At 48.1% G+C, this 21830-nt stretch carries 18 protein-coding genes; 12 read left to right on the top strand and 6 right to left on the bottom strand.

Annotation, left to right across the window (positions count from 1 at the left end; translation table 11 throughout):
* Nucleotides 1-143: 143 nt before the first annotated feature.
* The 3 genes from IPG41_05665 (at nucleotide 144) to IPG41_05675 (ending at nucleotide 5312) form a co-directional block, all read left to right on the top strand.
* Nucleotides 144-4490, top strand: coding sequence for an S-layer homology domain-containing protein (locus IPG41_05665; protein ID QQR54647.1), 4347 nt, complete (start codon nucleotides 144-146; stop codon nucleotides 4488-4490).
* A 116-nt stretch (nucleotides 4491-4606) separates the two neighbouring features.
* Complete coding sequence (locus IPG41_05670) at nucleotides 4607-5002, top strand: nucleotidyltransferase substrate binding protein (GenBank protein ID QQR54648.1); 396 nt, start codon at nucleotides 4607-4609, stop codon at nucleotides 5000-5002.
* Entirely contained in the window at nucleotides 4986-5312 is a 327-nt protein-coding gene (locus IPG41_05675; protein QQR54649.1) for a nucleotidyltransferase domain-containing protein, read from the top strand. Before IPG41_05670 ends, IPG41_05675 begins: the two co-directional genes overlap by 17 nt.
* Here the strand turns inward: IPG41_05675 and IPG41_05680 are convergent.
* Genes IPG41_05680 through IPG41_05700 form a run of 5 tightly spaced genes read right to left on the bottom strand, consistent with a single transcriptional unit; the run spans nucleotide 5309 to nucleotide 11269 of the window.
* Nucleotides 5309-6568, bottom strand: a complete 1260-nt coding sequence (locus tag IPG41_05680; GenBank protein QQR54650.1) for an adenosylhomocysteinase — start codon at nucleotides 6566-6568, stop codon at nucleotides 5309-5311. The two genes, IPG41_05675 and IPG41_05680, sit on opposite strands and share 4 nt — an antisense overlap.
* A 10-nt stretch (nucleotides 6569-6578) precedes the next feature.
* The gene (locus IPG41_05685) at nucleotides 6579-7712 is read right to left on the bottom strand and encodes a methionine adenosyltransferase (protein ID QQR54651.1); all 1134 of its coding nucleotides are present in this window, start codon (nucleotides 7710-7712) and stop codon (nucleotides 6579-6581) included.
* A 13-nt stretch (nucleotides 7713-7725) separates the two neighbouring features.
* Nucleotides 7726-9687: a glycosyltransferase gene (locus IPG41_05690; GenBank protein QQR54652.1), complete on the bottom strand. Its 1962-nt coding sequence runs from the start codon at nucleotides 9685-9687 to the stop codon at nucleotides 7726-7728.
* Between the two features lie 8 nt (nucleotides 9688-9695).
* Complete coding sequence (locus IPG41_05695; protein ID QQR54653.1) at nucleotides 9696-10628, bottom strand: DUF1385 domain-containing protein; 933 nt, start codon at nucleotides 10626-10628, stop codon at nucleotides 9696-9698.
* Nucleotides 10629-10648: 20 nt separating this feature from the next.
* Nucleotides 10649-11269, bottom strand: coding sequence for a polyphenol oxidase family protein (locus IPG41_05700; protein QQR54654.1), 621 nt, complete (start codon nucleotides 11267-11269; stop codon nucleotides 10649-10651).
* Nucleotides 11270-11320: 51 nt separating this feature from the next.
* On the opposite strand from IPG41_05700, the gene IPG41_05705 reads away from it, so the two are divergent.
* From IPG41_05705 to IPG41_05715, 3 genes are read left to right on the top strand one after another with little or no spacing between them, the layout of a single operon-like run.
* Nucleotides 11321-12280 carry an amidohydrolase family protein gene (locus IPG41_05705; GenBank protein ID QQR54655.1) on the top strand — a complete coding sequence of 320 codons (960 nt, stop codon included), beginning with the start codon at nucleotides 11321-11323 and terminating at the stop codon, nucleotides 12278-12280.
* A 20-nt stretch (nucleotides 12281-12300) separates the two neighbouring features.
* On the top strand, nucleotides 12301-13068 hold the full coding sequence (locus IPG41_05710; GenBank protein ID QQR54656.1) for a slipin family protein: 768 nt from the start codon (nucleotides 12301-12303) through the stop codon (nucleotides 13066-13068).
* The gene (locus IPG41_05715) at nucleotides 13068-13880 is read left to right on the top strand and encodes an NAD(P)-binding domain-containing protein (GenBank protein QQR54657.1); all 813 of its coding nucleotides are present in this window, start codon (nucleotides 13068-13070) and stop codon (nucleotides 13878-13880) included. Before IPG41_05710 ends, IPG41_05715 begins: the two co-directional genes overlap by 1 nt.
* Before the next feature lie 131 nt (nucleotides 13881-14011).
* Here IPG41_05715 and lspA read toward each other — a convergent pair whose 3' ends face one another.
* A complete protein-coding gene (lspA, locus tag IPG41_05720; GenBank protein QQR54658.1) occupies nucleotides 14012-14500 on the bottom strand; it encodes a signal peptidase II in 489 nt (162 codons plus the stop codon).
* Nucleotides 14501-14766: 266 nt separating this feature from the next.
* On the opposite strand from lspA, the gene IPG41_05725 reads away from it, so the two are divergent.
* Genes IPG41_05725 through IPG41_05750 form a run of 6 tightly spaced genes read left to right on the top strand, consistent with a single transcriptional unit; the run spans nucleotide 14767 to nucleotide 21830 of the window.
* Nucleotides 14767-15675: a hypothetical protein gene (locus IPG41_05725; GenBank protein ID QQR54659.1), complete on the top strand. Its 909-nt coding sequence runs from the start codon at nucleotides 14767-14769 to the stop codon at nucleotides 15673-15675.
* Nucleotides 15676-15697: 22 nt separating this feature from the next.
* On the top strand, nucleotides 15698-17947 hold the full coding sequence (locus tag IPG41_05730; GenBank protein ID QQR54660.1) for a hypothetical protein: 2250 nt from the start codon (nucleotides 15698-15700) through the stop codon (nucleotides 17945-17947).
* Between the two features lie 43 nt (nucleotides 17948-17990).
* Nucleotides 17991-19235: a cell division protein FtsW gene (locus IPG41_05735; GenBank protein QQR54661.1), complete on the top strand. Its 1245-nt coding sequence runs from the start codon at nucleotides 17991-17993 to the stop codon at nucleotides 19233-19235.
* Nucleotides 19144-20193: a UDP-N-acetylglucosamine--N-acetylmuramyl-(pentapeptide) pyrophosphoryl-undecaprenol N-acetylglucosamine transferase gene (locus tag IPG41_05740; GenBank protein ID QQR54662.1), complete on the top strand. Its 1050-nt coding sequence runs from the start codon at nucleotides 19144-19146 to the stop codon at nucleotides 20191-20193. The genes IPG41_05735 and IPG41_05740 overlap by 92 nt, the downstream gene beginning before the upstream one ends.
* Nucleotides 20186-21340, top strand: a complete 1155-nt coding sequence (locus IPG41_05745; GenBank protein QQR54663.1) for a glycosyltransferase — start codon at nucleotides 20186-20188, stop codon at nucleotides 21338-21340. Before IPG41_05740 ends, IPG41_05745 begins: the two co-directional genes overlap by 8 nt.
* The gene (locus tag IPG41_05750) at nucleotides 21294-21830 is read left to right on the top strand and encodes a hypothetical protein (protein QQR54664.1); all 537 of its coding nucleotides are present in this window, start codon (nucleotides 21294-21296) and stop codon (nucleotides 21828-21830) included. The genes IPG41_05745 and IPG41_05750 overlap by 47 nt, the downstream gene beginning before the upstream one ends.

Genomic DNA, 21830 nt, shown 5'->3' on the forward strand with positions numbered 1-21830 from the left:
TTTCCTTTATATACGAATCTGTGGCTTTAATGGTCGAAGCCGCGGATAACACAGTGCTTATTCTGTATAAGTCGCTTATTCTGACCACGTGCCTCAGGGCTTTGCTCTGAAGTGCGTTTTTTATTTCAATCTAATTTTTTACTATGGATATCTCTTTCGTAACACGAAAGTTCCAACGTTCCATAGCTGGTCTTGGACTCGCAGCTCTTCTTGCGACCTCTGTTTTCACAGGGTCTGCATTGGCTGTAGTCTATCCTGATGTAGACAGCCACAGTCCCTTCGCGGACCAAATCGGTGCTTTGTCTGATGCGGGAATCATGACCGGTTATGTAAACGGAAACTTCGGAGTCGGTGACACGCTTACACGTGAACAGGCCGCTAAAATCCTCGTTCTAGCCTTTGCTACTGAAGTTGAGACCGATGCATCAGTTACTTGCCACGGCTCTTACTCCGCTTGGGCTGAGGATTACCTCGCTACAGCTAACCTTTACGGCATCCTCGAAGGTGACGGACAGGGAAACTGTAACGCTACCGCTTCTGTAACTCGTGCTGAATTCGCTAAAATGGCAGTGAGCGCCGCTGGCCTTTCCAATGATGGAACTATGGCTAGCGACTGGTTCTCTGACGTTCAAGACGGAGCTTGGTACGATTCTTACATGGGCACCGCTGTTGCATACAGCATCATGGGAGGTTATGAAAATGGCCGCATGGGCCCTGGTGACTCTATCACCCGTGGTCAAGCTGCTAAAATGACCTACAACGCCATGAACCCCGTCTACAATCCTCCGGTTGATCCTGGAGACGATGATGATGACGACGATGATGACGATGTACCTACCGAAGGCGGAGATCTTGAGGTGATTCTTTCTGACGAAAGTTCTGAAGACTACACTTACTTCGCAGCAGGAACCAACGCTGAAGTTGCAGTATTCGAAGTTACGGCTTCTGACGAAGACGTACTCATTACTTCCTTCGCAGTGGAACTTGCTTCCGGAGACGCCGACTCTATCGTGGCTCTTGCTCTCTACAACGAAGAAGGAACTCGTATTTCTCGAGTGGACACTTCTATCGACAGCGACGACATTGCTCGCATGACCATGCTTGAAGGAGGCTACACGGTTGAAGCTGGAACTTCTGAATTGTTCCGCCTCGTGAACACCTTCGACACCATTGTTGGGGGCGCCAATACCTCTACTCTCTACAGCTACGCTTTCGACTCTTCTATGATCGAATCCAATGCTGGAGCAGTAGAAGTTGAAAACGACCTCGTTACGGGAATCTTCGGTCTTCTCGATGAGGACACTGGAGAACTTGCCGTAGACGACGGTGGAACTCTCTCTAGCATTCAAGTTGGAGAAACCAATGCAGTCATCGCTTCCTTTGAATTGGAAGAGACCAGCAGCGACAAGGACGTATGGCTCTGGGGTATCAGTCTTGAGAACACCGGAACCGCTAACCTTGAAGATGCAGTGACCGATCTCGCCCTTTACTGGGATGGAGACTGGGTGGCTGACGGTACTCAATATGGAGAATACATCTCTTTCCAAATGGATGAAGAGACGGCTCCAATGATTGAAGCTGGAACCAACGAAGAATTCGAAATCCAAGCTAAGATCATCGGTGAATCCACCGAAGACGTGATTTTCAACGTTGAAGAAGCTCTCGATGTGCTCGCTAGCGACGAAGACGACAACAACGTTGCCGTTAACGTCAGCGCTTACGCAGGAACCACTGTTGAAATTGAAGCAGGTGCTGTATCCGTTGTTGGATACGACGCCGTCTCCGACAAGTTCCGCCCTGATCGTCAGGATGTCGAACTTGGACGCTTCGAAGTCACTCCCGGAACCGATGGTCTCGAACTTGAAACCCTCAACATTGACTTCGACATCACTTTAGGTTCCAACACTGGAACATGGTATGTTTCCGATCTCTTTGAGAACTTTGCTGTAGAGTTGAACGGAACCAACTATTCCATGGACCTCAATGGTGCTGAAGGAACGGGTGAAGAATACACCGTTGATTTGGACAGAACCCTCACTGAAGGAACTGTCTACGAATTCGTTGTAATGGCAGACACTTTCTCCACTACTGAAGCCGACGCCAATGGAGGAGTGATCGTGGATTACACGACCTTCACCATGGACATGGCTCTTGAAAACCTCGGAGATGGACTTTCTACAGACGGTCTCGTTCTCAGCGAAGTTGCTGACAACAACCCCGTTACTGATGTGACGCCTTCTACCGTATCCTTCAGTCAACTTGAAGGAGAAACGGCTGGAGTGGCCATCAACGTGGTATCCATCTCTTCTGCTCGTAGCGTTGTAGTAGGAACCGAAGACGTTCTTGCTATGGAATTCGAAGTAGAAGAAGAAGCAGACGTTTCTGACCTCATCTTCTCTCAAGTAGCTATCGAAGAAGCATCTGGAACAGGTACCTTTGACAACACTGAAGTGAGTCAAGTATCGCTTTACCAAGTGAACTCTGACGATTCAGAAATTTTGCTCGACGCTGTGTCTGGAAGCCAACTCGCTTCCAACACCGCTGACTTCGATGACTTCGAAGTGATCATTGCTTCTGGAACCACGGAAACCTTCCGTGTCTACATCGACTTCGTTGATGATGACGCCAATGCTGCTCTCACTTTCGTTGCTGCCATCACTACCTACGATGTAGAAGATGATGACAATAACCAAGTCTACGATGCAGACGACACCAGCGCTGATGGAGACTTCAACTCTGAAGGGGATCAACCCACTTCTGCTCGTACCATCACTCTCGTAGCTTCTGGTATTCTCTACGTTGAAATGGATAACGAAGACAACACCTACGACACTGCGAACCGTCGTTGGATCCAAATGGGTGAAGATGACGAAGGTCTCGCCGCCCTCGCTCTTCGTGCTGATAACGAAGATGTGACTCTGGAAGAATGGAAATTGATTCTCAACAGCACTGCTTCAACTGCAGTTACTGGTGACGCCGACGTTACTGCGGCAACTGCACTTGCATTGCCCACTGCTGTCGCTGGACAGTTGAAGAAGACCGGTGCCGCTGGTACCGCCTTCATCCCTGGAACCGACGGTGCTTACACCGACGTGGACAATGATGGAACCGTAACTGCAGGGGACATCCGTCTCGTTGCAGGAGGAACCATTGCCAACGGTTACGGTTACGCCAACGGAACCACCGTTGCTGCTGGAGACACTGATCTCACAACTGCACTTGCATTACCCACTTCTATCGTTGGTCAATTGCGCAAGACGGGTGCTGCTGGTACTGCCTTCGTGGTTGGAACCGATGCTGCTTACCTCGACGTTAATAACGATGGAACCGTAACTGCAGGGGACATCCGTATTGTTGAAGGAAGCACGGCTGCAACTGGACTTGATAAGCTCGGAAACCTTTCCGATGTCTTCTCAGATATCAGTATCTACAACGAAGACGGAGTCCTCGTTGGGACGAAGAGCCTCTCGAACCAAACCAACATGATTTTGTTCGACTCTACTTCAACGGAATTGTCCGCTATGGTAGACACCACCACCACGTACTACATCACTGGAGATCTCAACAACTACGGTGAAAACTACGTTGGTAACCTCTACTCCACTCCGACAGTGGGGGTAGGTTCAGCTCTTAGTACTAACCTCTCAACCGTAACAGCAGGATTCCAGGCCAACCTTGGATGGACCGTCACTGCCGTTGAGGCAACTGGAGACTCCTCCAATGCAGCCCTCGACGAAAATGGAAACGGAGACAGTACTGAAGCTGCTGGAGAAGTCGCTTACGGTTCTACCACTTCTGGTAGCCGTGCAGACGATGACGCTACACCTTTCACAAGCACTTCTGAACTCTTCGGTTACATTGCTTCTGAACTCATCGAAGTTGAACTCTTAGAAGAAGCAGAAGGAGTAAGCGTCTCTTCCGATCTCGGTACCGGAACGATGAACCTTGGAATTGTGGCTATCACCAACAATTCTACAGAAAACATCGAAGCTGATGGAACCGATCTCAAGACTCAACTCGAAAGCATTGCTTTCCAAGTCAACAAAAACACCGACTTAGTTATTGATACCCTGACCATCGAGCGTATCGGTGGAGTTGGCTCCACTGTTGCCGGAAATGTTGTATTGAACTCGAACCAAGCTGCTGCTACCAGCGCAAGTGCCCTCTCCGCAGGCGAGACCAACACAACTGTGCTTAGATTCTTGGACCTTGACGGCAGCGCCGGTTTTGGCACGGACGATGAAATAGCTCCTGGTGAAACTGCTTACTACCTTGTACAAGGTAACGTAACCGCTTTGGGCGCCGGTGCTTCCGATGACTTCATTGAGCTTTCAATGGAAGATCTCATGGACACCTCAACTAGCCAAAATAGTGGAGATGGTAACGTACACTGGTACGACAGTTTGACCACTGGGGTTACTCAGCGCTCTGCTGTTTACATGGGAAGTACCACCGACATCGATGCCGTTCGTGTTGCTGAAATTGACTAATTTCACACACAACTAGCATTGCTCTAGGTTAAACATTGGCCCCCTCTCGAAAGAGAGGGGGCTTTTGTGTTGAGTCGAATTTGTTTATACTAAAAGTGAATCAAACATTTCAAACAATGGATACACTCAAATGGGAACATAAAAAGGAGAACTACAAAAAAGCACTGGCTGCTCTGGAAGAAGCAGTTCTTGAGTATCAAAAAAATCCAGAAAATAAAACCATTCGAGCCGGCCTGATTCAGCATTTTGAATTTTGCATAGAACTGGCATGGAAACTACTTAAATTTCAATTGGAAGAAGGATTGAATCAGCAAAGCACTTCTCCAAAAGAAGTCGTTCGTGCAGCGTATGAAGCCAAGCTCATAAACAATGGGGAGCTTTGGCTTAAGATGCTCAGTGATAGGAATGACAGCTCCCACAATTACGATGAAGCCTTGGCTCAAAAGTTGTGCGAAGAAATCATAGGACCTTATGCCACTACTTTAAAAACCTTGCATGACAGTCTCCAATAAAAAAGACATCGGTCTCAAAGAAGAACAGCTCACCAGCATTCAGGCTTTAGCGAAAAAAGTGCCAGAGATTTCAAAAATCATCTTATTTGGCTCCCGTGCAAAAGGCACTCACAAAGAACGTTCGGATGTGGATCTATGTCTTGTTTTAGAAAATCCTGAAAGCTCCGACTCTCTCCATTTTAAACTGGATTTGGAAGAGGAAACCGTCATCCCTTATCAGTTCGACGTGGTTTATTTAGACGCCATAAAAGATCCTCGTTTTAAAGCGGAAATATTGAATCACGGTAAAATCATTTACACCAAAGCTTAAGTCCCCTCCTGCCATGAACGCAGGTAGTGCTTTTGCTTGGCCGTGAGCGTGTCGATGCGAAGGCCCAAGGCCTTGAGTTGCAAGGCTGCAATCCCCTGATCCACTTCGCTAGGTAAGGTGTAGACACGGGCCTCCAGCTTTTTGGCATTCTTCACCAAATATTCACACGCAAGGGCCTGCCCACAAAAACTCAAAGACATCACCTCGCTGGGGTGTCCCTCCGCCGCGGCCAAATTCACCAAACGTCCTTCGCCCAGCACATAAATCACCCTACCGCTCGGCAGCGTAAATTCCTGCATAGAAGGCCGTATGGCGCACACCGTCTTCGCAAAGGCACGAAGGCCCTTCATGTCGATTTCACAGTCGAAATGCCCGCTATTCGCCAAAATGGCACCGCTCTTCATGGCCTTCACGTGAGCCACCGTGATCACATCAATATCCCCGGTCACCGTCACAAACAAATCTCCAAGGGGAGCCGCTTCCTTCATCGTCATCACGCGGTGTCCATCCATCGCAGCTTGCAAAGCCCTAAAAGGATCCACTTCAGTCACAATCACCTGAGTGCCCATGCCACGCAGGCGCAGAGCCACTCCTTTTCCACAAGAACCATAGCCAGCCACCACCGCCGTTTTGCCCGCAAACAAAGTGTTGCTGGCGCGCAAAATTCCATCCAAAGTGGACTGACCTGTGCCGTACAAATTGTCCATCAAATGTTTCGTTTGATTGTCGTTCACTGCAATCATGGGGAAGGGGAGCACCCCTTCTTTTTCCATGGCCTTGAGTCGCAAAACTCCCGTCGTTGTTTCTTCACAGCCGCCCAGCACTTGAGCGGCTTTTTTGCGTTCTCGCGTAGCCAAAGCCGTCACAAGATCACAACCGTCATCAATCACCAAATGCGGAGCAAAATCCAGCACTTTTTGCAAATAAGCATAATAGTCTTTGGTGCTTTCGCCTTTGTGCCCATAAGCCTCAATGTTTTTTTCAGTGTTCAAAGCCGCTGCAATGTCATCTTGCGTGGACAAAGGATTGCAACTGCACAGAGCCACCTTCGCTCCGCCATCACGCAAAGTGCGCACTAAAACCGCTGTCTCTTTTGTGATGTGTAGCGCGAGCCCAATGCGAAGTCCCTTAAAGGGCTGCTCCTTTTTGAAACGAGCGCGGATCACCATGAGTGCCTGTATGTTTTTTTCGGCAAGTTCAATATTCAGCCGACCTTGGGTCGCAAGTTTGGAGGAAGTGGTTTTTTTCAAAGGCATGGAAAAAGAGTTAAACAAGGCGAGCGGCGAGGGCAGCGGCACGATCGGTTTTCTCCCAAGAAAATTCAGGGAGTTCACGACCAAAGTGCCCATAAGCAGCCGTCTTTTTGTAAATGGGACGGCGCAAATCCAAAGTTTCAATAATTCCATTTGGAGTGAGATCGAATTCCTCCTTCACCCATTCGGCAAGCTGAGCATCCGAAACCTTAGCTGTGCCAAAACTGTTCACATACACCGAAACCGGTTCCTTCACGCCAATGGCATAAGCAATTTGAATTTCCACTTTTTCAGCCAAGCCCGCCGCCACCAAATTTTTAGCAATGTAGCGGCCCATATAGGCCCCACTGCGATCCACTTTGCTGGGATCTTTTCCCGAAAAACATCCGCCTCCGTGGTGCCCCATGCCTCCATAAGTGTCCACAATGATTTTTCGCCCGGTGAGGCCACTGTCCCCTGGAGGGCCTCCAATAATGAAGCGTCCCGTGGGGTTCACATGAAGCATCGTCTTCTCATCTAAATAAGCCCCGCACACCGGACGAATCACTTCGCGCAAAACGTCTTCTTTGATTTGCTGCTGATCGACTTCGGGCCCATGCTGTGTGGACAAAACCACCGTATGCACGCGTCGAGCTTTGCCATCGTCTCCATACTCCACCGTCACTTGGCTTTTCCCATCCGGGCGTAAATAGGGCAGCAGGCCGCTCTTCCGCACTTCAGCCAGGCGCGCCGTGAGCTGATGGGCCAGAGCAATAGGCAAGGGCATGAGCTCGGGTGTTTCACGACATGCATAACCGAACATCATTCCTTGATCCCCAGCGCCGCCCGTATCCACACCCAAAGCAATGTCCGGGCTTTGTTCATCAATGGCCGTCAAAACCGCACAAGCCTTGGAGTCGAAACCGTAAGAGGCATCGTTGTAACCCACTTCATCAATCACACTGCGAGCGATTTTAGGAATATCCACATAAGTCGTGGTGCTGATTTCACCCGCCAATAAAACAAGCCCCGTCGTCACCAAAGTTTCACATGCCACACGTCCATTGGGATCCGCCTTCAAAATGGCATCCAAAACCGCATCCGAAATCAGATCTGCAATTTTATCGGGATGACCCTCGGTGACGGATTCGGAAGTGAATAAAAACATAAAAAAGACAAGCTTATATACTACAGGATTTACAAAACTCGCTCAAGGTCATGAACTCTAGGCCAAAGGTTTCCTTCAGCAGGCTGAGTTTTTTAGCCACTTCCGTGAACGAAGCGCCATCGCCAAATTCAAGACTGTTCCACTCAAAAATAATGAACGGCTTCACGCCATTTTGTTTTTGATAATTGCGAATACGATGCAGAGTTTCCAACCACTCTTTGTCTGAAAGACGGAGCAAAGTTTCCACATTCATGCGCACGATTTTTCCAAAAGGAAGGCCATAACGCCACACAATCATAGGGTCGGGATCTTCCGTGATGGGCAAGCAGTCGAACCCCAATTCATGCGCCGCTTCCAAGTCCTCTTCATCTGGGGGAAGGGGAGCTTTGAAAAAACGCAGCGCATTCAAGCCCAGAGCCGTGACTGCATCACGAGCCTCTCGCAAAGCCTTCTTTTTAAGAGGCATGCTCAGCCATTCTTTTTGCAAAAAATATACGCCCATTTCATGCCCACTTTCGCTCAAACCGCTGAGTTCTTCGCCAAACGATTCCAATAAATCGGACGGCATAAAAAAAGTGCTGGGCATATTCCATTGAGCTGAAAATTCCGAATAGCGCTCCAAAAAAGGCAAGAGCAAAGAGTCTTCATGCGGCAGTCCGGAACTTTCTTGCAAGAGATCGACAGTCATACAAAATTGAAAAGGCACTTTTTGATTGGAATGCTTGCGATAGATGCGCGAACGCAGCAAGGCACAAGGCAAAGTAAAGGGGCTGAGTAAAGTGTCTTTTTGAGCCATTTTTCTCAGTGCTCGCTCTTGAATCACACGTTCATAAATGCGCAGCATTTTCTCCAAAATCAAATCCCAATTGTATTCTTGCATCACCAATTCGTAACTGCCCTGGCCCAAGCGCTCCAATGAAGGATTGCTGGCAAAATGCTCCAAATAAAAAGCCATTTCATTCACATCGTCCGGTTCCACCAAATGTCCGTTGAGTTTTTCTAAAACCAATTTTTTCAAATCCCCCACTTGAGTCGCCAAAATGGGCAAACGCGCGGCGCAGGCTTCCAGCACTGCAAAAGGGAGGGCTTCCAACCGAGAAGGCAAAACAAAAAGATCGGAGTTTTTATAAAGATGAATCAACGCTTCACCTTGCACCAAGCCATGAAACCGGATGTATTTTTGAATGCCCAATTTATCAGCCAAACCTTCGAGCATGGCCCGGTCGGGGCCCACGCCCGCCAAATGCAATTGAAAATCTTTGTGCGACTGAATGAATCCATTGCTCTCAATCACTTTTTGAGTGGCTCTAAAAAGCAGATCCAATCCCTTGGCAAGATCCAAACGCCCCACATAAAGCACATTGAATTTTTCAGGATCTTTTTCGGCTTCCACCGCATCAAAAGGAGCGGTGTCCACTCCATAAGGCACCACCATCACATTTTCATTCACGTTGTTGGCTTTCAAAAAGGCTTCTCCAATACTGAGCTGCTGACTGTATTTCGTTTCCAAAAACATCACGCGATGCACGATTTTTCTCAAAGTCCAACTGCGATCAAACACATGGTTGGCATGCACGGTGAGCAAGGTGGGCACACCCGTAAACCAAGATGCGGCCTTCATTGCAAAAGCAGAAGTGGCGGTATGAGCATGGTAAAGGCGATATTTTTTACCTGCAAAAACAAGCGCTAAAAACACGCGCAGCACATACCACAGTTGCATAAGATGGTTCCAAGGATGACTGGCAAAACCGATGCGTTTCACACGAATGGCTTCCGCATCTTCCACGGCCCTTTCTTCAGTCGTCAGTTTTCCTTGAATGGCACGCGTAAAAATATCCACTTCATAGCCGTATTCACGGGCCAAGGCTTCTGAAAGTTTAGCCGCATACACTTGCTCGCCCGTGTGCACCGGGAACCAAGTATCGATGAGCATGGCGATGCGCGGCTTTTTACGGACAATTTTTCGGATTTCCATAGATGAAATTAAATCACGGGCACGGTGTGACCTTCCACTTCGAGCGAAGCTTTGAGAGAATGCAAAGCCACTTCCAATTGTTCATCGTCCGGTTCACGAGTGGTGAGTCGCTGCAAAAAAAGACCCGGAGCCACAAAAACTTGCACCCATTTTTTATCTTGAAAACGAGCGCTGAGTTTGAGGGTTTCATAGCTCACGCCGGCCACCAAAGGAATCACGGCGACGCGCTGCCCCAGCATGCCCCAAAAGCCATCTACAGGAGGAATCAAAGTGTAGACAAAAACACTCATCAAAATCACAATAAAAATAAAACTCGTGCCACAGCGCGGGTGAAAACGCGTTTGTTTCCGCGCATGTTCCACCGTAAGAGGAAGACCTTTTTCATAAGTCCAAATGGATTTATGTTCAGCTCCATGATATTGAAACACGCGACGGATGTCTTTCAGCAGCGCAATCGAAGAAATATAGAGCAAAAACACAGAAATTTTCGTCAGTCCATCGATGGAGTTGAAGAGTAGATAGTTGGCCTTCACGACGGGCCAAAATTCAGCCGCTTGCTCCGCCACCCAAAGGGGCAAAAATTTGAGCAAAAACAGTGTCACTCCCAACATGAAAAGGGTGTAAAACACCGTGAAAATCATCCACAAAACTCGTGCCACCGGGCCTCGAGCTTCTTCCTCATCTTCCCCTATAAACACGGCATTCGAAAAGTTGAGAGCCCCATAACCGATGCGCATGGATTCAAACAAATGCACCAAGCCCCGCAGCAGAGGGATGTTCAAAAAAGAATAGCGCTCTGTCCAGCTTTGAAAAGCGGCCTGTTTCACTTTCAATTTACCCTGCGGATCACGCACGCTCACCGTATAATAATGAGGGGAACGCATCATCACGCCTTCAATCACGGCTTGACCTCCGACAGCGAAATCGATTTTTGCTTGCATATGCCTGCAGTTTATCAGAATCAAACCACAAGCTCAATAAAGCTTCCAAAGCGCATGACATCCGCATTCCGTCGCCACGAAAACCACTTCGAATGACAGGCGGTGCACTCTTTCATCCACTCCACTTGGTTCCTATCCACGCCAAAGTCCCGCAGTTGCCGCTCCAAAATCGCCCACAAATCCACCTGCCCATCCCGAATGGCCCAATGGTATTTTTCAGGAATTTCCTTAAAAGGCTCCGTAAACCGTGCACATTCCACACCCAAAGAAGGGCCAATTCCAATCTGTAAACGTGCCATCTCCGCTCCTTCCACCGCCAGTCGCTCCAAGGTCTTAGGCACGATTTCTGCCACAAGCCCTCGCCAGCCCGCATGCACACCGGCCACCAGCCCCGCCTCTGCATCGGCCAAAACCAAGGGGATGCAATCCGCACTTTTGATGAGCAATCTCACCCCAGGCACTCGAGTGAACAGGGCATCACCTTCCACTTCTGGCCCCACACTTTTCACCTCCACAATCTCGGTTCCATGCACCTGTTTCAGCATTTGAACAGGGAAGGGCAATGAGGTCAAAACGTCCCCATTATAAACCCCCGCCAGCACGGATTTTGGGAACGACGAGAAAGGATAAATTTGGGCCATAACTTGCACATTTTTCATAGTATGCCATACTGTTCTTTGTAATCCACGCTTATGTCACGAAACACCCCCATTCTTTGGGCTTTGGCCCTGCTTGTGCTCGTCGTACAAGTTGCTTTAGCCAGTCCGTCCTTGCCGCCCATTGTGAACGTCCATGAATCCATCGAAAAGATGGGAGACGTCGTGAATCTTCAAAACGTGATGGATGAACTCAACATCCGCACCACAGTTTTACATGCCATTCCCGAAGATTTGCTTTATTTTTCAGGAGAGAAAGTTTCTTTGAGCAAAGTATTGGAAAGCAACACTTTGGTGGAACAAATCGCCAAACAAGCCGAAGAAAGTTTTGAATTTTTCTGCACTGTAGATCCCAACGATGTGAATCGTGTGCAAATGTTAAAAGACTGCTTACAAGAAGGAGCCGTGGGGCTCAAACTTTACAACGGATACACTTATTCGCATGTGCTGCCTCTGGATGATCCCAAACTCACCGAACTTTATGCCGTTTTGCAGGAAGAAAAGGCCCTGCTCATGCTGCCAGTGAACGCAGGGGAGTACAAAAATGAATTGGAAAATGTGCTCACGCTTTACCCCAATTTAGAGGTCATTTGTCCGCATTACTGTCTTTCTTCCAAATCTTTGAATCGCTTGACTCAGCTCATGACCGAGTACCCAAATTTATATGTGGACACCAGTTTCGGCAGCACCAATTTTGCCTTGGAGGGATTCCGCACCATCAGTGAAAACACAGAGGCTTACGCAGAGTTCTTCGAGAAATTTCAAGATCGCATTCTTTTTGCAACAGACAACATCGTGACCAGTTATGAAGATAAAGACAAAGACTTTTTAAAAGATCTTTATAACGATTACATTTGGATTCTTTCTGCAGGAGAATTTGAATCCAGCCTCGATAAAACACCTGAAGACGGAAACACCCTTTATAAAGGTTTGGAACTGCCCTATACATCCCTGCAAAAAGTGTTTTGGAAAAACTGGGAAAGCTTGTTAGAATAGCATTGTCTTAAACTCAAACTATGCCTGCTTACTTGCCCTTCCTCATTTTCCTTTTCGTTGTCATTATTTTGGTCAGCATTCGCCAAGTCAATGAATATGAACGAGGTGTAAAATTCACTTTGGGTAGATTCAGCAGCATCATTAAACCTGGTTGGCGTTTGATTTTCCCTGTGATTCAATCCATGAAAAAAGTGGATCTACGTCTGCGCGCCGTAGAAGTGCCTCCTCAAGAATGTTTGACAAAAGACAATATTTCTGTGGGCGTGACCGCCGTTTTGTTCTTCAAAGTGACGGATGCGAGCAAAGCCGTACTCAACGTAGAAAGCTTCTATTATGCCACCAGCCAATTGGCTCAAACCACCATGCGCAACGTGGTGGGTGAGGTGACTTTGGACGATTTGCTCTCCAAACGCGAAAGTCTTTCTGACAAAATCAAAAACATTGTGGATTCCACCATTCAAGAATGGGGTATCACGGTGGTTAATGTGGAACTCAAAGACATTTTGATCCCCGACGACATGAAGCGCACCATCGGTAAACAAGCTGAAGCCGAGCGTGAACGCCGTGCCACCATCATTCGTTCTGAAGGAGAAGTCATCGCCGCTGCAAACATCGCCAAAGCCGCAAAAATGCTGGCCGAAACCCCCGGCGCTTTGCACCTGCGCACCCTCGACTCCATCAACGACATTTCTTCGGATGAGTCCAACACCACCATTTGGATGCTCCCCATTGAAGTGTTGAAAGCCGTCGAAGGCATCAATGATTTCATGTCTTTGAAAAAGAAATAATGACCCAGCGTTATTTAATCATCGGTCATCCGCTGAGCTTTTGTTTGACAACCCCCGTGATCAACGGCGGCTTCAAAGAGCTGGGCATTGATGCGGAGTTCAAGACCCTCGACGTGCTCCCTGAAGCGTTTCCAGAAGTCATGGAGCAACTGAAACGCGGTGAACTTGCGGGAGTGGTTGCGACCATGCCTTACAAAACACCTTCCATGGAATACTTGGACGAATCCACCGAAGAAGCTAAAGCGGTGAGTGCGGTCAATTTGATACTCCACCAGAATGGAAAACTCGTGGGTCACAACACCGATTGGCTCGGAGCCATGGGAGCTTTGAAAACCGCCATGCCCAAGTTGGAAGGCAAACAAGCACTCATTTTGGGCGCCGGAGGGGCGGCTCGTGCCGCGGCTTACGGTCTACAAAAAGAAGGAGCTCGGGTCGCCATTTGGAATCGAACGCCCGAACGCGCCAAGGCTTTTGCCCAAAAAATGAACATTGAATGGGTGGAAAATCTGGAGCATTGGAATGCACTACCCGACCTCATCATCAATGCGACTGCCTCCAGCAATCAGGATCGCCAAAGCACACTGGTGCCCTTCCCTTTATGGAAAAACGTCATGCTCGCTCTGGACGCCGTTTACGGACGCACCAGCCTCTTTTTAGAGGAGGCGAAAGCCATGCAAGTGCCTCACGTGATTTCGGGTGAAATTTGGTTTTTGAGTCAAGTTTTCACTATGTTCAAAATCATCACCGGCAAAGAAGGCCCCGCCGACCTGATGACGCGCCTCACTCACGAATCCAAAGTGATCACAGCATAGAGGCTACGCAACTCTCGCTTGACCCGTTTGACCCGCAAGCTCTTCTAGAATTGTATCATTTTGATACAACTGAAATGTTTTTTTGATACGATTCGCCAGAGCAATTCGAGTTTTCTGCGAAGAACTATTTTTTATAATTCTTCGAGCGCTTCTTCCGAAATCAAAGTCTGCCACGCAAGAATGGCCACGCCCATCACAATAAAAACGTCGGCTAAATTGAAAGTGGGCCACCAATAAACTTGGATGAAATCTATAACGTAGCCGTAATGCACGCGATCGATCAGGTTTCCAATCGCGCCAGCAAAAATGAACGCCAGAGGCAAAAGATGACTTTTATGCTTCCATAAACAGTTTTGCACCACCACATAAAAACCGAGCATCAAAATACCAAGAGTTAAAAAATAGGTGCCCCAAAGTGGCATGTGAAAGCCAAAAACCAACCCTGAATTGTGAGAAAGATTGAATCCAAAGTCCACCCGTTCGCCAAGAGTGAGCTGTGTGTTGGCCCAGTTTTTACTCAGTTGATCCAAAACCAAGCACAGTAAAGTGATGGGAGCAAAAAACTTCCAAACTTGATCCAATTTCTTTGCCGTTTTTTGAGAGGAAGCGGAGTGTTTCATGACATCCTTATAGAGGCTATCTCAAAAAAAGACCAGAGTATTTAGGACGGCACTGATTTCGTGCCCGTCCATCCACTCTTAAAGGCAAGAACTGGATTATTTTGCTTACAAAAGCTTAAAATCCTCTGCGTTCTTGCTCTTTCCTTTTTTTGAGATAGCCTCTAGTCAAAAGCCAAAACGCAGCCAACCCCAAAGTCCAAAAGCGCCATCAAATGTCTTGCTCAAACCTTAAAAAAGATGTATAATGTACAGACTTAAATAAAACCATGTCAGCACCCGCACCCAGCCCGGCACCGGACCACCCTCCCGCACCTGAAAATGCTGGAGCCAATCCTCCCGAAGGAGCCCCTCATGCCCCCAAAGGACCGGTAAACAAGATGACCAGCGACTTCAAACGACTGATTAAAGACGTGTGGGGTTTTGGTAAAGAGACTGAATCCAATGGAGAAGGATGGAGCACCCTTGGCAAAGTGGCCGCTGGAACAACAGCAGCTGTTGCAGGCGCAGGTTTACTTACCGCAGCGGGGCTCACTTACGCCACCGTAAAAGTGGCAGAAAAAGCACCTACAGTCGCCCAAAATCTGCTTGCAGGAGCTTCTGAAATGGTGGGCAGGCCGTTTGTAACGGCAGGGGCAGGATTTACTACTGGAACCAAGCTCTTAGAACCACCCGAATATCAAAAACTAGAAGGATGGACAGCTCCATGGAAGTTGCTCAAGAATACCCTGAAAGCAACTAAAGATTTAACACGTTTGGCTTCTGGACTGGTTGCCGGGACAGCAGGCCTTTTATATGGCGTGGCTGCTGGAATCGGAGATGGATTGCACAAGGCAGTGGGAGGAGGGGGTGGAAAATTCCCAACGCCCAAAGCCTTTGGCGGCAGTACGAAAGGAACCTCACATGGAACACAAGAACATCCAGCAGGCCATGATGATCACGACGGACATGGTCACGATGAAAACGGGCATGAGGCTCACGACGCTCACGCAACAGAAGGCCACGGAAGCCATGGACACACAGATGCCGCGCATCCAACTCCTGCTAATGACACTCATCACGATGCCCACGCTCCTGCTGAAGGCGGTCATGGGGAAACTCACGGACATGAGGAAAAGCACGGACACGATGCCCATGCCCCTGCTCATCGTAAGCCTGCTCACAGAAAAGCAGCCTAATCCTTAAAAAGTTAAAATAAATATGGGACAAGCAGCACGAAAACTCGACGGCTCAAGAGAGGTGCCCGATGCAGTGCCTGGTTCAGATCGCAGGAACCCTAGGCTTGATGAGATGAGAGGAGACCTTAAGAATCGTGTTCAAGATGTAATGGATAGAATGAAGCCCGCCAATGACGACGGTGCTTTTAGAGAAGAAGCATCTCCCGCAGCAGAGGCGGGTGGAGGACATGGACATGGAGCTGCTACCAAGAAAAGTAAAAAGCCTACAATTCCCGAGTTGGGAGATGAAACGATTGCTGATCTCATTGAAACAGGAACAACTGTCCGTGATTTTTACAGAAAATACAGAAAAGGAGAAGTCACTACTCCTGATATAGCTCGTCTTTTCAACGACGCTTTGGATACTCTTGGTTTGGATAAACTGAGAGCCGGAAGCAATGTATACGCTTGGCTCATTGGCCTGGCGTTAGGAATTCCAAACCATCCTCCGGAAAAAATAACGCCAAACTATACCGATTTAACTGGACAAATTTTAGGTTTTCATCCAGATGAAGACAATCCACAATCGTACCACCACAGCGTAGAAGGTCTTATGGCGACAATAAATGAGATGGATTTACACAGACACTATAGTCTCTTCTTTCATCAGCCCAACTTTACTAAGGCCCTAAGCACTGCCAAAGGGCAAAAAAAAGCAAACGAACAGTTCTCAAAATTATTTGGACCGGATATCGAAACTCGAGCCCAGTTTTTAAATGAGTCTACGCAAGTCTTACTCAGACTGGGCTGTCACATCACCCCTGGACCTAATGCCGCAGATCCAACAGTTGGAGAACATATACATATTCACGACCTTCGTAATGTTCACGCCAACCATAGCCTCCACACTGTTGTGCAAGCGATGCAAAATGCTCGTCAATGGGTTACTGAGGCCAACGTAGCTCAAATTGCAGAACCCGCTACTGAAGATGTGAAACTCAGTAAAGATATGCAAAAGTTTGGAGACACACTCATGGAGCATGTGAAAGGGAATACAGGTTTAGTCGTACAGTTCTTAGGCAACATAGAACCATTAGCTGCTTACGAAAAGGCCTTTCATGCTCTTGCAAGCGATCAAGCTCTAGAAGAAGGAATGTATGAAGAGCCCGATGCAGTACGTGAACAAATTTGCCAGCTCTTTAACTTCTCGCCTAAAGAAAGAATCACCGCTGACGACCTCAACAGTTTCACTGAAGCACTGATAGGCCCCACACCTGCTCCAGCAACTGCTCCTTATCCTCTAGACCCAGACAACGGAGGAGCCTTAGGCCTATTAAGTGCAATCCCAGCAACGGATACTGTCACACGGGCAAAATGGGCTGCAATCAGGACTCGCATCAACGAAGCACGCGCTCGTTTATTAGCCACACCGACTGGGGCCACTCTTCCAGCTACCCGTTTGGGAGTGCTATTCCCACCAAAATCAGAGACCATCGACTACGCTAAATTTGGAAATCAACTCGGAAAGGCAGTACGTGGCAAAACAGGGGTCAACCTTCGAAGAGCTCGTTCAGCCTTTTTACGTGGATGGGAACGAGATGAGTTCAGAGATCACTTTATAAATCTTATGGATCCAACTCTCCTTACAGCCGTCTTGGATGGGACAAAGACCGATAAGGATGCACTCAAAACACAAATTGAAGAAGTGACAGGAGTAAAAGTCACTCGTATGACCCAGGCCTTATTTAGGAGTAGAATTCTAGCAAAAATGAATGAAATCGGAGATGGAACTCCAGGCAATGATGTAGATCCCGATGTAAGACTTAAACAAACGGCACTGAGAGCTATGTTATCACGACTCGCAAGAACAGTGCTTCCAAGCATTGACCCACTTTACCAAGAAGAAAGTTTGGAAAGAAACCTAGGAACCACCGTCAACGCAGCAACCCCCGCAAACCTTTCAGGAATTTTCGACAAACTCAATGCTGGCTTCTTTGTGCGCAATTACGGTTTACTCAATCAAACTCCAGCCGCTGTGATGGCCCTAGCACCCGCACAACAACAACAATTCAAAGCGCAATTGGCAGGTTTCATTGGCGCACCTCGTAATTTGTCATGGAACGATGGGAACGTAACAACTTTGCTCGGGGAACTCACTCGTCAAGCTGCAGTAGCAGATCGTTTATCTCGAACAGGGACTCATGGAAATTCAGCACACTTAAGGACATTCATTGCTCACGCAACTGGTTTTGTAGGCACACCCGTGATCCCTCACATGGCAACTTTGCCTTGATGAAGCTCTTCCGCTAAACTAAGCTCACTCTTTCGCCAAATTTGTGAGCTTATTCAAGAACCAAAAATACGACCGTGTGCTTTTACTGGCGGTTTTGGCTTTAGTGCTCATTGGAGTGGTGATGATCACCTCGATTGGAGTACCCAAATCCATCCGACTGTCTGCCCCCGACTTGGCTTATGGGAACTGTGCCGATGCAGCCGTGGACTGCTATCTGATTTTGAAAAAACACGTGGTGCGGGCGGCTTTAGGTCTCGTGGCCATGCTCATTGCGTGGAAAATGCCCTACAAAGCATGGAAAACACTGGCTCCCCTTTTTTACATCGCGGGGGTGGCCTTGCTGGTTTACGTGCTCGCCGCTGGAGACGAAAATGGAACTTTTGCAAAGAGCTGGATCAATTTGCCCGCCCTGCCTTTCATCGACTCTGTACAGCCTTCTGAAATCGCTAAATTGGGACTGATCTTCTACCTCAGTTATTTTTTATCCGAAAAAATTTCCTACGAAAAACTTCAAGATTTTAAAGAAGGATTTTTAAAATTCGCACTCATCGCGGGGCTCATCATTGGGCTCATTGTATCCCAACCGGATGTGGGTTCCGCCATCATTTTGGCCGCCATCGCTGGAGTGATTTATTACATTGCAGGGGCGAACATAAAACACATCGCGGTGGTGCTGGGCATCGGAGCATTTTTTGCGCTCATTGCGTTCAGCACCCAAGACCACATCCAAACGCGCGTACAGGCCTTCTTTCAACCTGTTTCAGAGTGCGATGGAGAAGATTATTGCTGGCAAACCAAGCAAGCCAACATCGCCATTGGGAGCGGAGGATTTTGGGGCAAAGGACTCACGCAAGGCATTCAAAAATCCTTTTGGTTGCCCCAAGCCGTGGATGATTTTATTTTCGCAGCAACGGCAGAGGAATTGGGCTTCGTGCGCATGTCGCTCATTGTGCTTTTGTACGCGACGATTGCCTATCGCGGCTTTCAAATCGCGAGTCACGCTCCCAATAAATTCAGCATGCTGCTCGCCACGGGAATCAGCACCTGGATTACCATCCAAGCTTTCGTTAATATCATGGTGAACACCGCGCTGTTCCCCATCACGGGAATCACGCTGCCGTTCATGAGTTATGGAGGTTCTTCAATGGTGATGACTCTCTTTGCCATCGGGGTGCTGCTCAACATTTCACAAAGCTATGCAAAAAACGAATATAGTGCTGACAGGAGGAGGTACGGCCGGGCACGTTATACCCAACCTCGCTATAGCGGACGCTATTCGCGCCTTTGAACCCAAGGCCGCGCTCTTTTATTTGGGCTCTAAAAACGGCATTGAAAAGACGCTCGTCGCTCAGGCAGAAATCCCTTACACGGCCATTAGCACTGGAAAAATGCGGCGTTATTTTGATTTGCAAAATTTCTTGGATCTTTTTCGCATTCCTTGGGGAGTGGTGGAGGCGTGGTGGAAGCTCGGCTCCCTGCATCCTGCGGTCTTATTCAGCAAAGGGGGCTTCGTCGCCTTCCCAGTGGTTTTAGCGGCTTGGCTCAGACGTGTGCCCATTGTGATCCACGATTCAGATGCGATTCCGGGGCTGGCCACTCGGCTTTCGGCACCCTTCGCTCAAAAAATCATTTTGGCCCATGAAACAGCACACATGCATCTGACCGCTTACGAAAAAAAAATCGAAGTTGTGGGGAACCCTGTGCGACTTTCCCTTTACGAAGGCAGCATTAAAAAAGGACAAAAATGGACGGGCTTCACTGGCAAAAAACCCGTGCTGCTGGTGATGGGTGGAAGCAGCGGTTCGCAACAACTCAATACCTTGGTGGAAAAAGAAAAAAAACAATTATTGGAACATTTTGATGTGATCCACATCAGTGGGCAAACACGAAAGAAATTTCTTAAAGAAAAACATTGGATTGAATTTCCATACGTGGACAAAGGCATGAACGACCTCTACGCGCTCGCTTCGCTCGCGCTCACTCGTGCCGGCGCCAACACCCTGGCCGAATTGCATGCGCTTCAAATTCCTGCTCTGCTTTACCCGCTGGGCCGGCACGCGAGTCGTGGCGATCAAATCGCCAACGCCCAGGTCATGTGTCTGGAATCAGAGCTCTTTCAAATCGCCGATGAAACAGAAGCAGCTCTGCCACAATTGCTCACCTTACCTCTTCGCCCCGCAAAACATGTGACGAGCACCGTCACCGAAAAAATCGCATGGCAACTCCTTTCTTATTTCCATGACTGAATCGCATCCAACTCGTAAAAAAAAGACGAACCTTCGCCTCGGTTTTCAAGGCTGGTTCCTAACGCAGCCACACACTGGAATTGGTCGGCATTGCAAGGGTCTCATTGAAGCCTTGCTCCGCCAAAAGATGCAGCTCACGGTCTTGCTTCCCAAAGCCTTGCCAGCAGCAGAACTCCAGAGCATGGGCCTAAAAAAAACACAAGTTCACGTCATAAAACCGCTCGCTTTTCTGCCTCATCTCGGCCTGAAAAAATGGTTTTGGGAAAAGGTGCAAGTGCCTGCTTTTTTCTTCCACCTCAATGTGGATTGGGAATATTATCCCTACCCGTGCCCTTTGCCAAACGTCAGTCCTCACCGCCGGGCGATGACCGTTCACGATCTCATTTTGTGGAAAGATCCTCGCTATCAAGGCAATGCCCTGAAAAAAAAGTACCACCGTGAAGCCCGACGCACTCTCATTCACATGGATCAATTGTTCAGCGTCTCCAAGGCCACTCAGCATGAATTGGGCATCCCGGCAGCACTGCTTCTGCCCAATGCCGTAAAAATCCCTTCACCCGCTGCGCGGCCCTCAAAAACCCAAAAGAAGCATAAAGATCTGGTTTATTTGGGCGGCTATGAATTGCGTAAACGCGTGCCTTTGCTGGTGGAACGCTTTTTGGAGTACCATAAAAAGCATCCCGAATCTCGCCTGATTCTCGTTGGGGAGCCTCATCAAAAATCCAAACTGTATCCGGCTTTACCCAAGCATTCGGCATTGATTTCACTGGGCCCTAAATCCGATGCCGAGGCCTTTCAATTGCTGCAAAATGCCTTTGCATTTGTACATGCTTCTGACAGTGAAGGTTTCAATTTGCCTTTACTCGAAGCCATGCTCGCCGGCACCCCGGCCGTGGTCACCGATTTGCCCGTGAACCGAGAAGTGTCCAAAGAAACGGCGCTGTTTTGGAATCCCTCGAAAAAAAACGCGTTAGACGCTATACTGAAACCACTGGAAAACTCAGCTCAAAGACAAGCCCAAATCCATCGTCAAAAAAAAGCGGCTCAAACGTACTCTTGGGATCGCACCGCTCACCTTTTAATTCAAGCCTTAAGCTCGCATGAAAACTCCAAAAACACTGCGCTTTCCGGGACAAAAAAACAATGAAAAAATCCAGTTGCTCGTGCGCAAACATTGGATCATTGACGTAAAAATTTCGGCTATTTTTCTCATCATTGGAATTCTGCCTTTGCTCCTTGGAATTTGGTTTGGAGAAATCCTCTGGGCCTCCACTCATGGGACTGTTTTTTGGACTTATCTTTTAGTTTTTTTAGTTTACGCTTTATTCATTCTGCTTTTTGTTTACTTGCGTTGGCTGAATGAAGAATTGGACATTGTGATTGTGACCAACGAACGCATCATTTCTCACAATCAAATCGATCTTTTTCATCGACAAATTTCAGAAGCTTTGGTCGAGGATATTCAAGACATCAAAGGCATTGAACAGGGCCTACTAGGCCATCTCTTGCATTTTGGAGCCATGGAAATCACCACGTCTTCCAATCAACAATTTTTTGCCATCAAAAACATAGAGGATCCTCACGGCAACACTCGTGCTATGCTGGACGTGCGAGACCAATGCGCCATTCACTCCTAA

Source organism: Candidatus Peregrinibacteria bacterium (assembly GCA_016699145.1).
GTDB lineage: Bacteria > Patescibacteriota > Gracilibacteria > UBA1369 > 2-02-FULL-48-14.

Excerpts from the sequence above, each read along its gene's own strand:
- IPG41_05665 (QQR54647.1), top strand. The coding sequence starts at position 144 with ATGGATATCTCTTTCGTAACACGAAAGTTCCAACGTTCCATAGCTGGT.
- IPG41_05670 (QQR54648.1), top strand. The coding sequence starts at position 4,607 with ATGGATACACTCAAATGGGAACATAAAAAGGAGAACTACAAAAAAGCA.
- IPG41_05675 (QQR54649.1), top strand. The coding sequence starts at position 4,986 with ATGACAGTCTCCAATAAAAAAGACATCGGTCTCAAAGAAGAACAGCTC.
- IPG41_05680 (QQR54650.1), bottom strand. The coding sequence starts at position 6,568 with ATGCCTTTGAAAAAAACCACTTCCTCCAAACTTGCGACCCAAGGTCGG.
- IPG41_05685 (QQR54651.1), bottom strand. The coding sequence starts at position 7,712 with ATGTTTTTATTCACTTCCGAATCCGTCACCGAGGGTCATCCCGATAAA.
- IPG41_05690 (QQR54652.1), bottom strand. The coding sequence starts at position 9,687 with ATGGAAATCCGAAAAATTGTCCGTAAAAAGCCGCGCATCGCCATGCTC.
- IPG41_05695 (QQR54653.1), bottom strand. The coding sequence starts at position 10,628 with ATGCAAGCAAAAATCGATTTCGCTGTCGGAGGTCAAGCCGTGATTGAA.
- IPG41_05700 (QQR54654.1), bottom strand. The coding sequence starts at position 11,269 with ATGGCCCAAATTTATCCTTTCTCGTCGTTCCCAAAATCCGTGCTGGCG.
- IPG41_05705 (QQR54655.1), top strand. The coding sequence starts at position 11,321 with ATGTCACGAAACACCCCCATTCTTTGGGCTTTGGCCCTGCTTGTGCTC.
- IPG41_05710 (QQR54656.1), top strand. The coding sequence starts at position 12,301 with ATGCCTGCTTACTTGCCCTTCCTCATTTTCCTTTTCGTTGTCATTATT.
- IPG41_05715 (QQR54657.1), top strand. The coding sequence starts at position 13,068 with ATGACCCAGCGTTATTTAATCATCGGTCATCCGCTGAGCTTTTGTTTG.
- lspA (QQR54658.1), bottom strand. The coding sequence starts at position 14,500 with ATGAAACACTCCGCTTCCTCTCAAAAAACGGCAAAGAAATTGGATCAA.
- IPG41_05725 (QQR54659.1), top strand. The coding sequence starts at position 14,767 with ATGTCAGCACCCGCACCCAGCCCGGCACCGGACCACCCTCCCGCACCT.
- IPG41_05730 (QQR54660.1), top strand. The coding sequence starts at position 15,698 with ATGGGACAAGCAGCACGAAAACTCGACGGCTCAAGAGAGGTGCCCGAT.
- IPG41_05740 (QQR54662.1), top strand. The coding sequence starts at position 19,144 with ATGCAAAAAACGAATATAGTGCTGACAGGAGGAGGTACGGCCGGGCAC.
- IPG41_05745 (QQR54663.1), top strand. The coding sequence starts at position 20,186 with ATGACTGAATCGCATCCAACTCGTAAAAAAAAGACGAACCTTCGCCTC.
- IPG41_05750 (QQR54664.1), top strand. The coding sequence starts at position 21,294 with ATGAAAACTCCAAAAACACTGCGCTTTCCGGGACAAAAAAACAATGAA.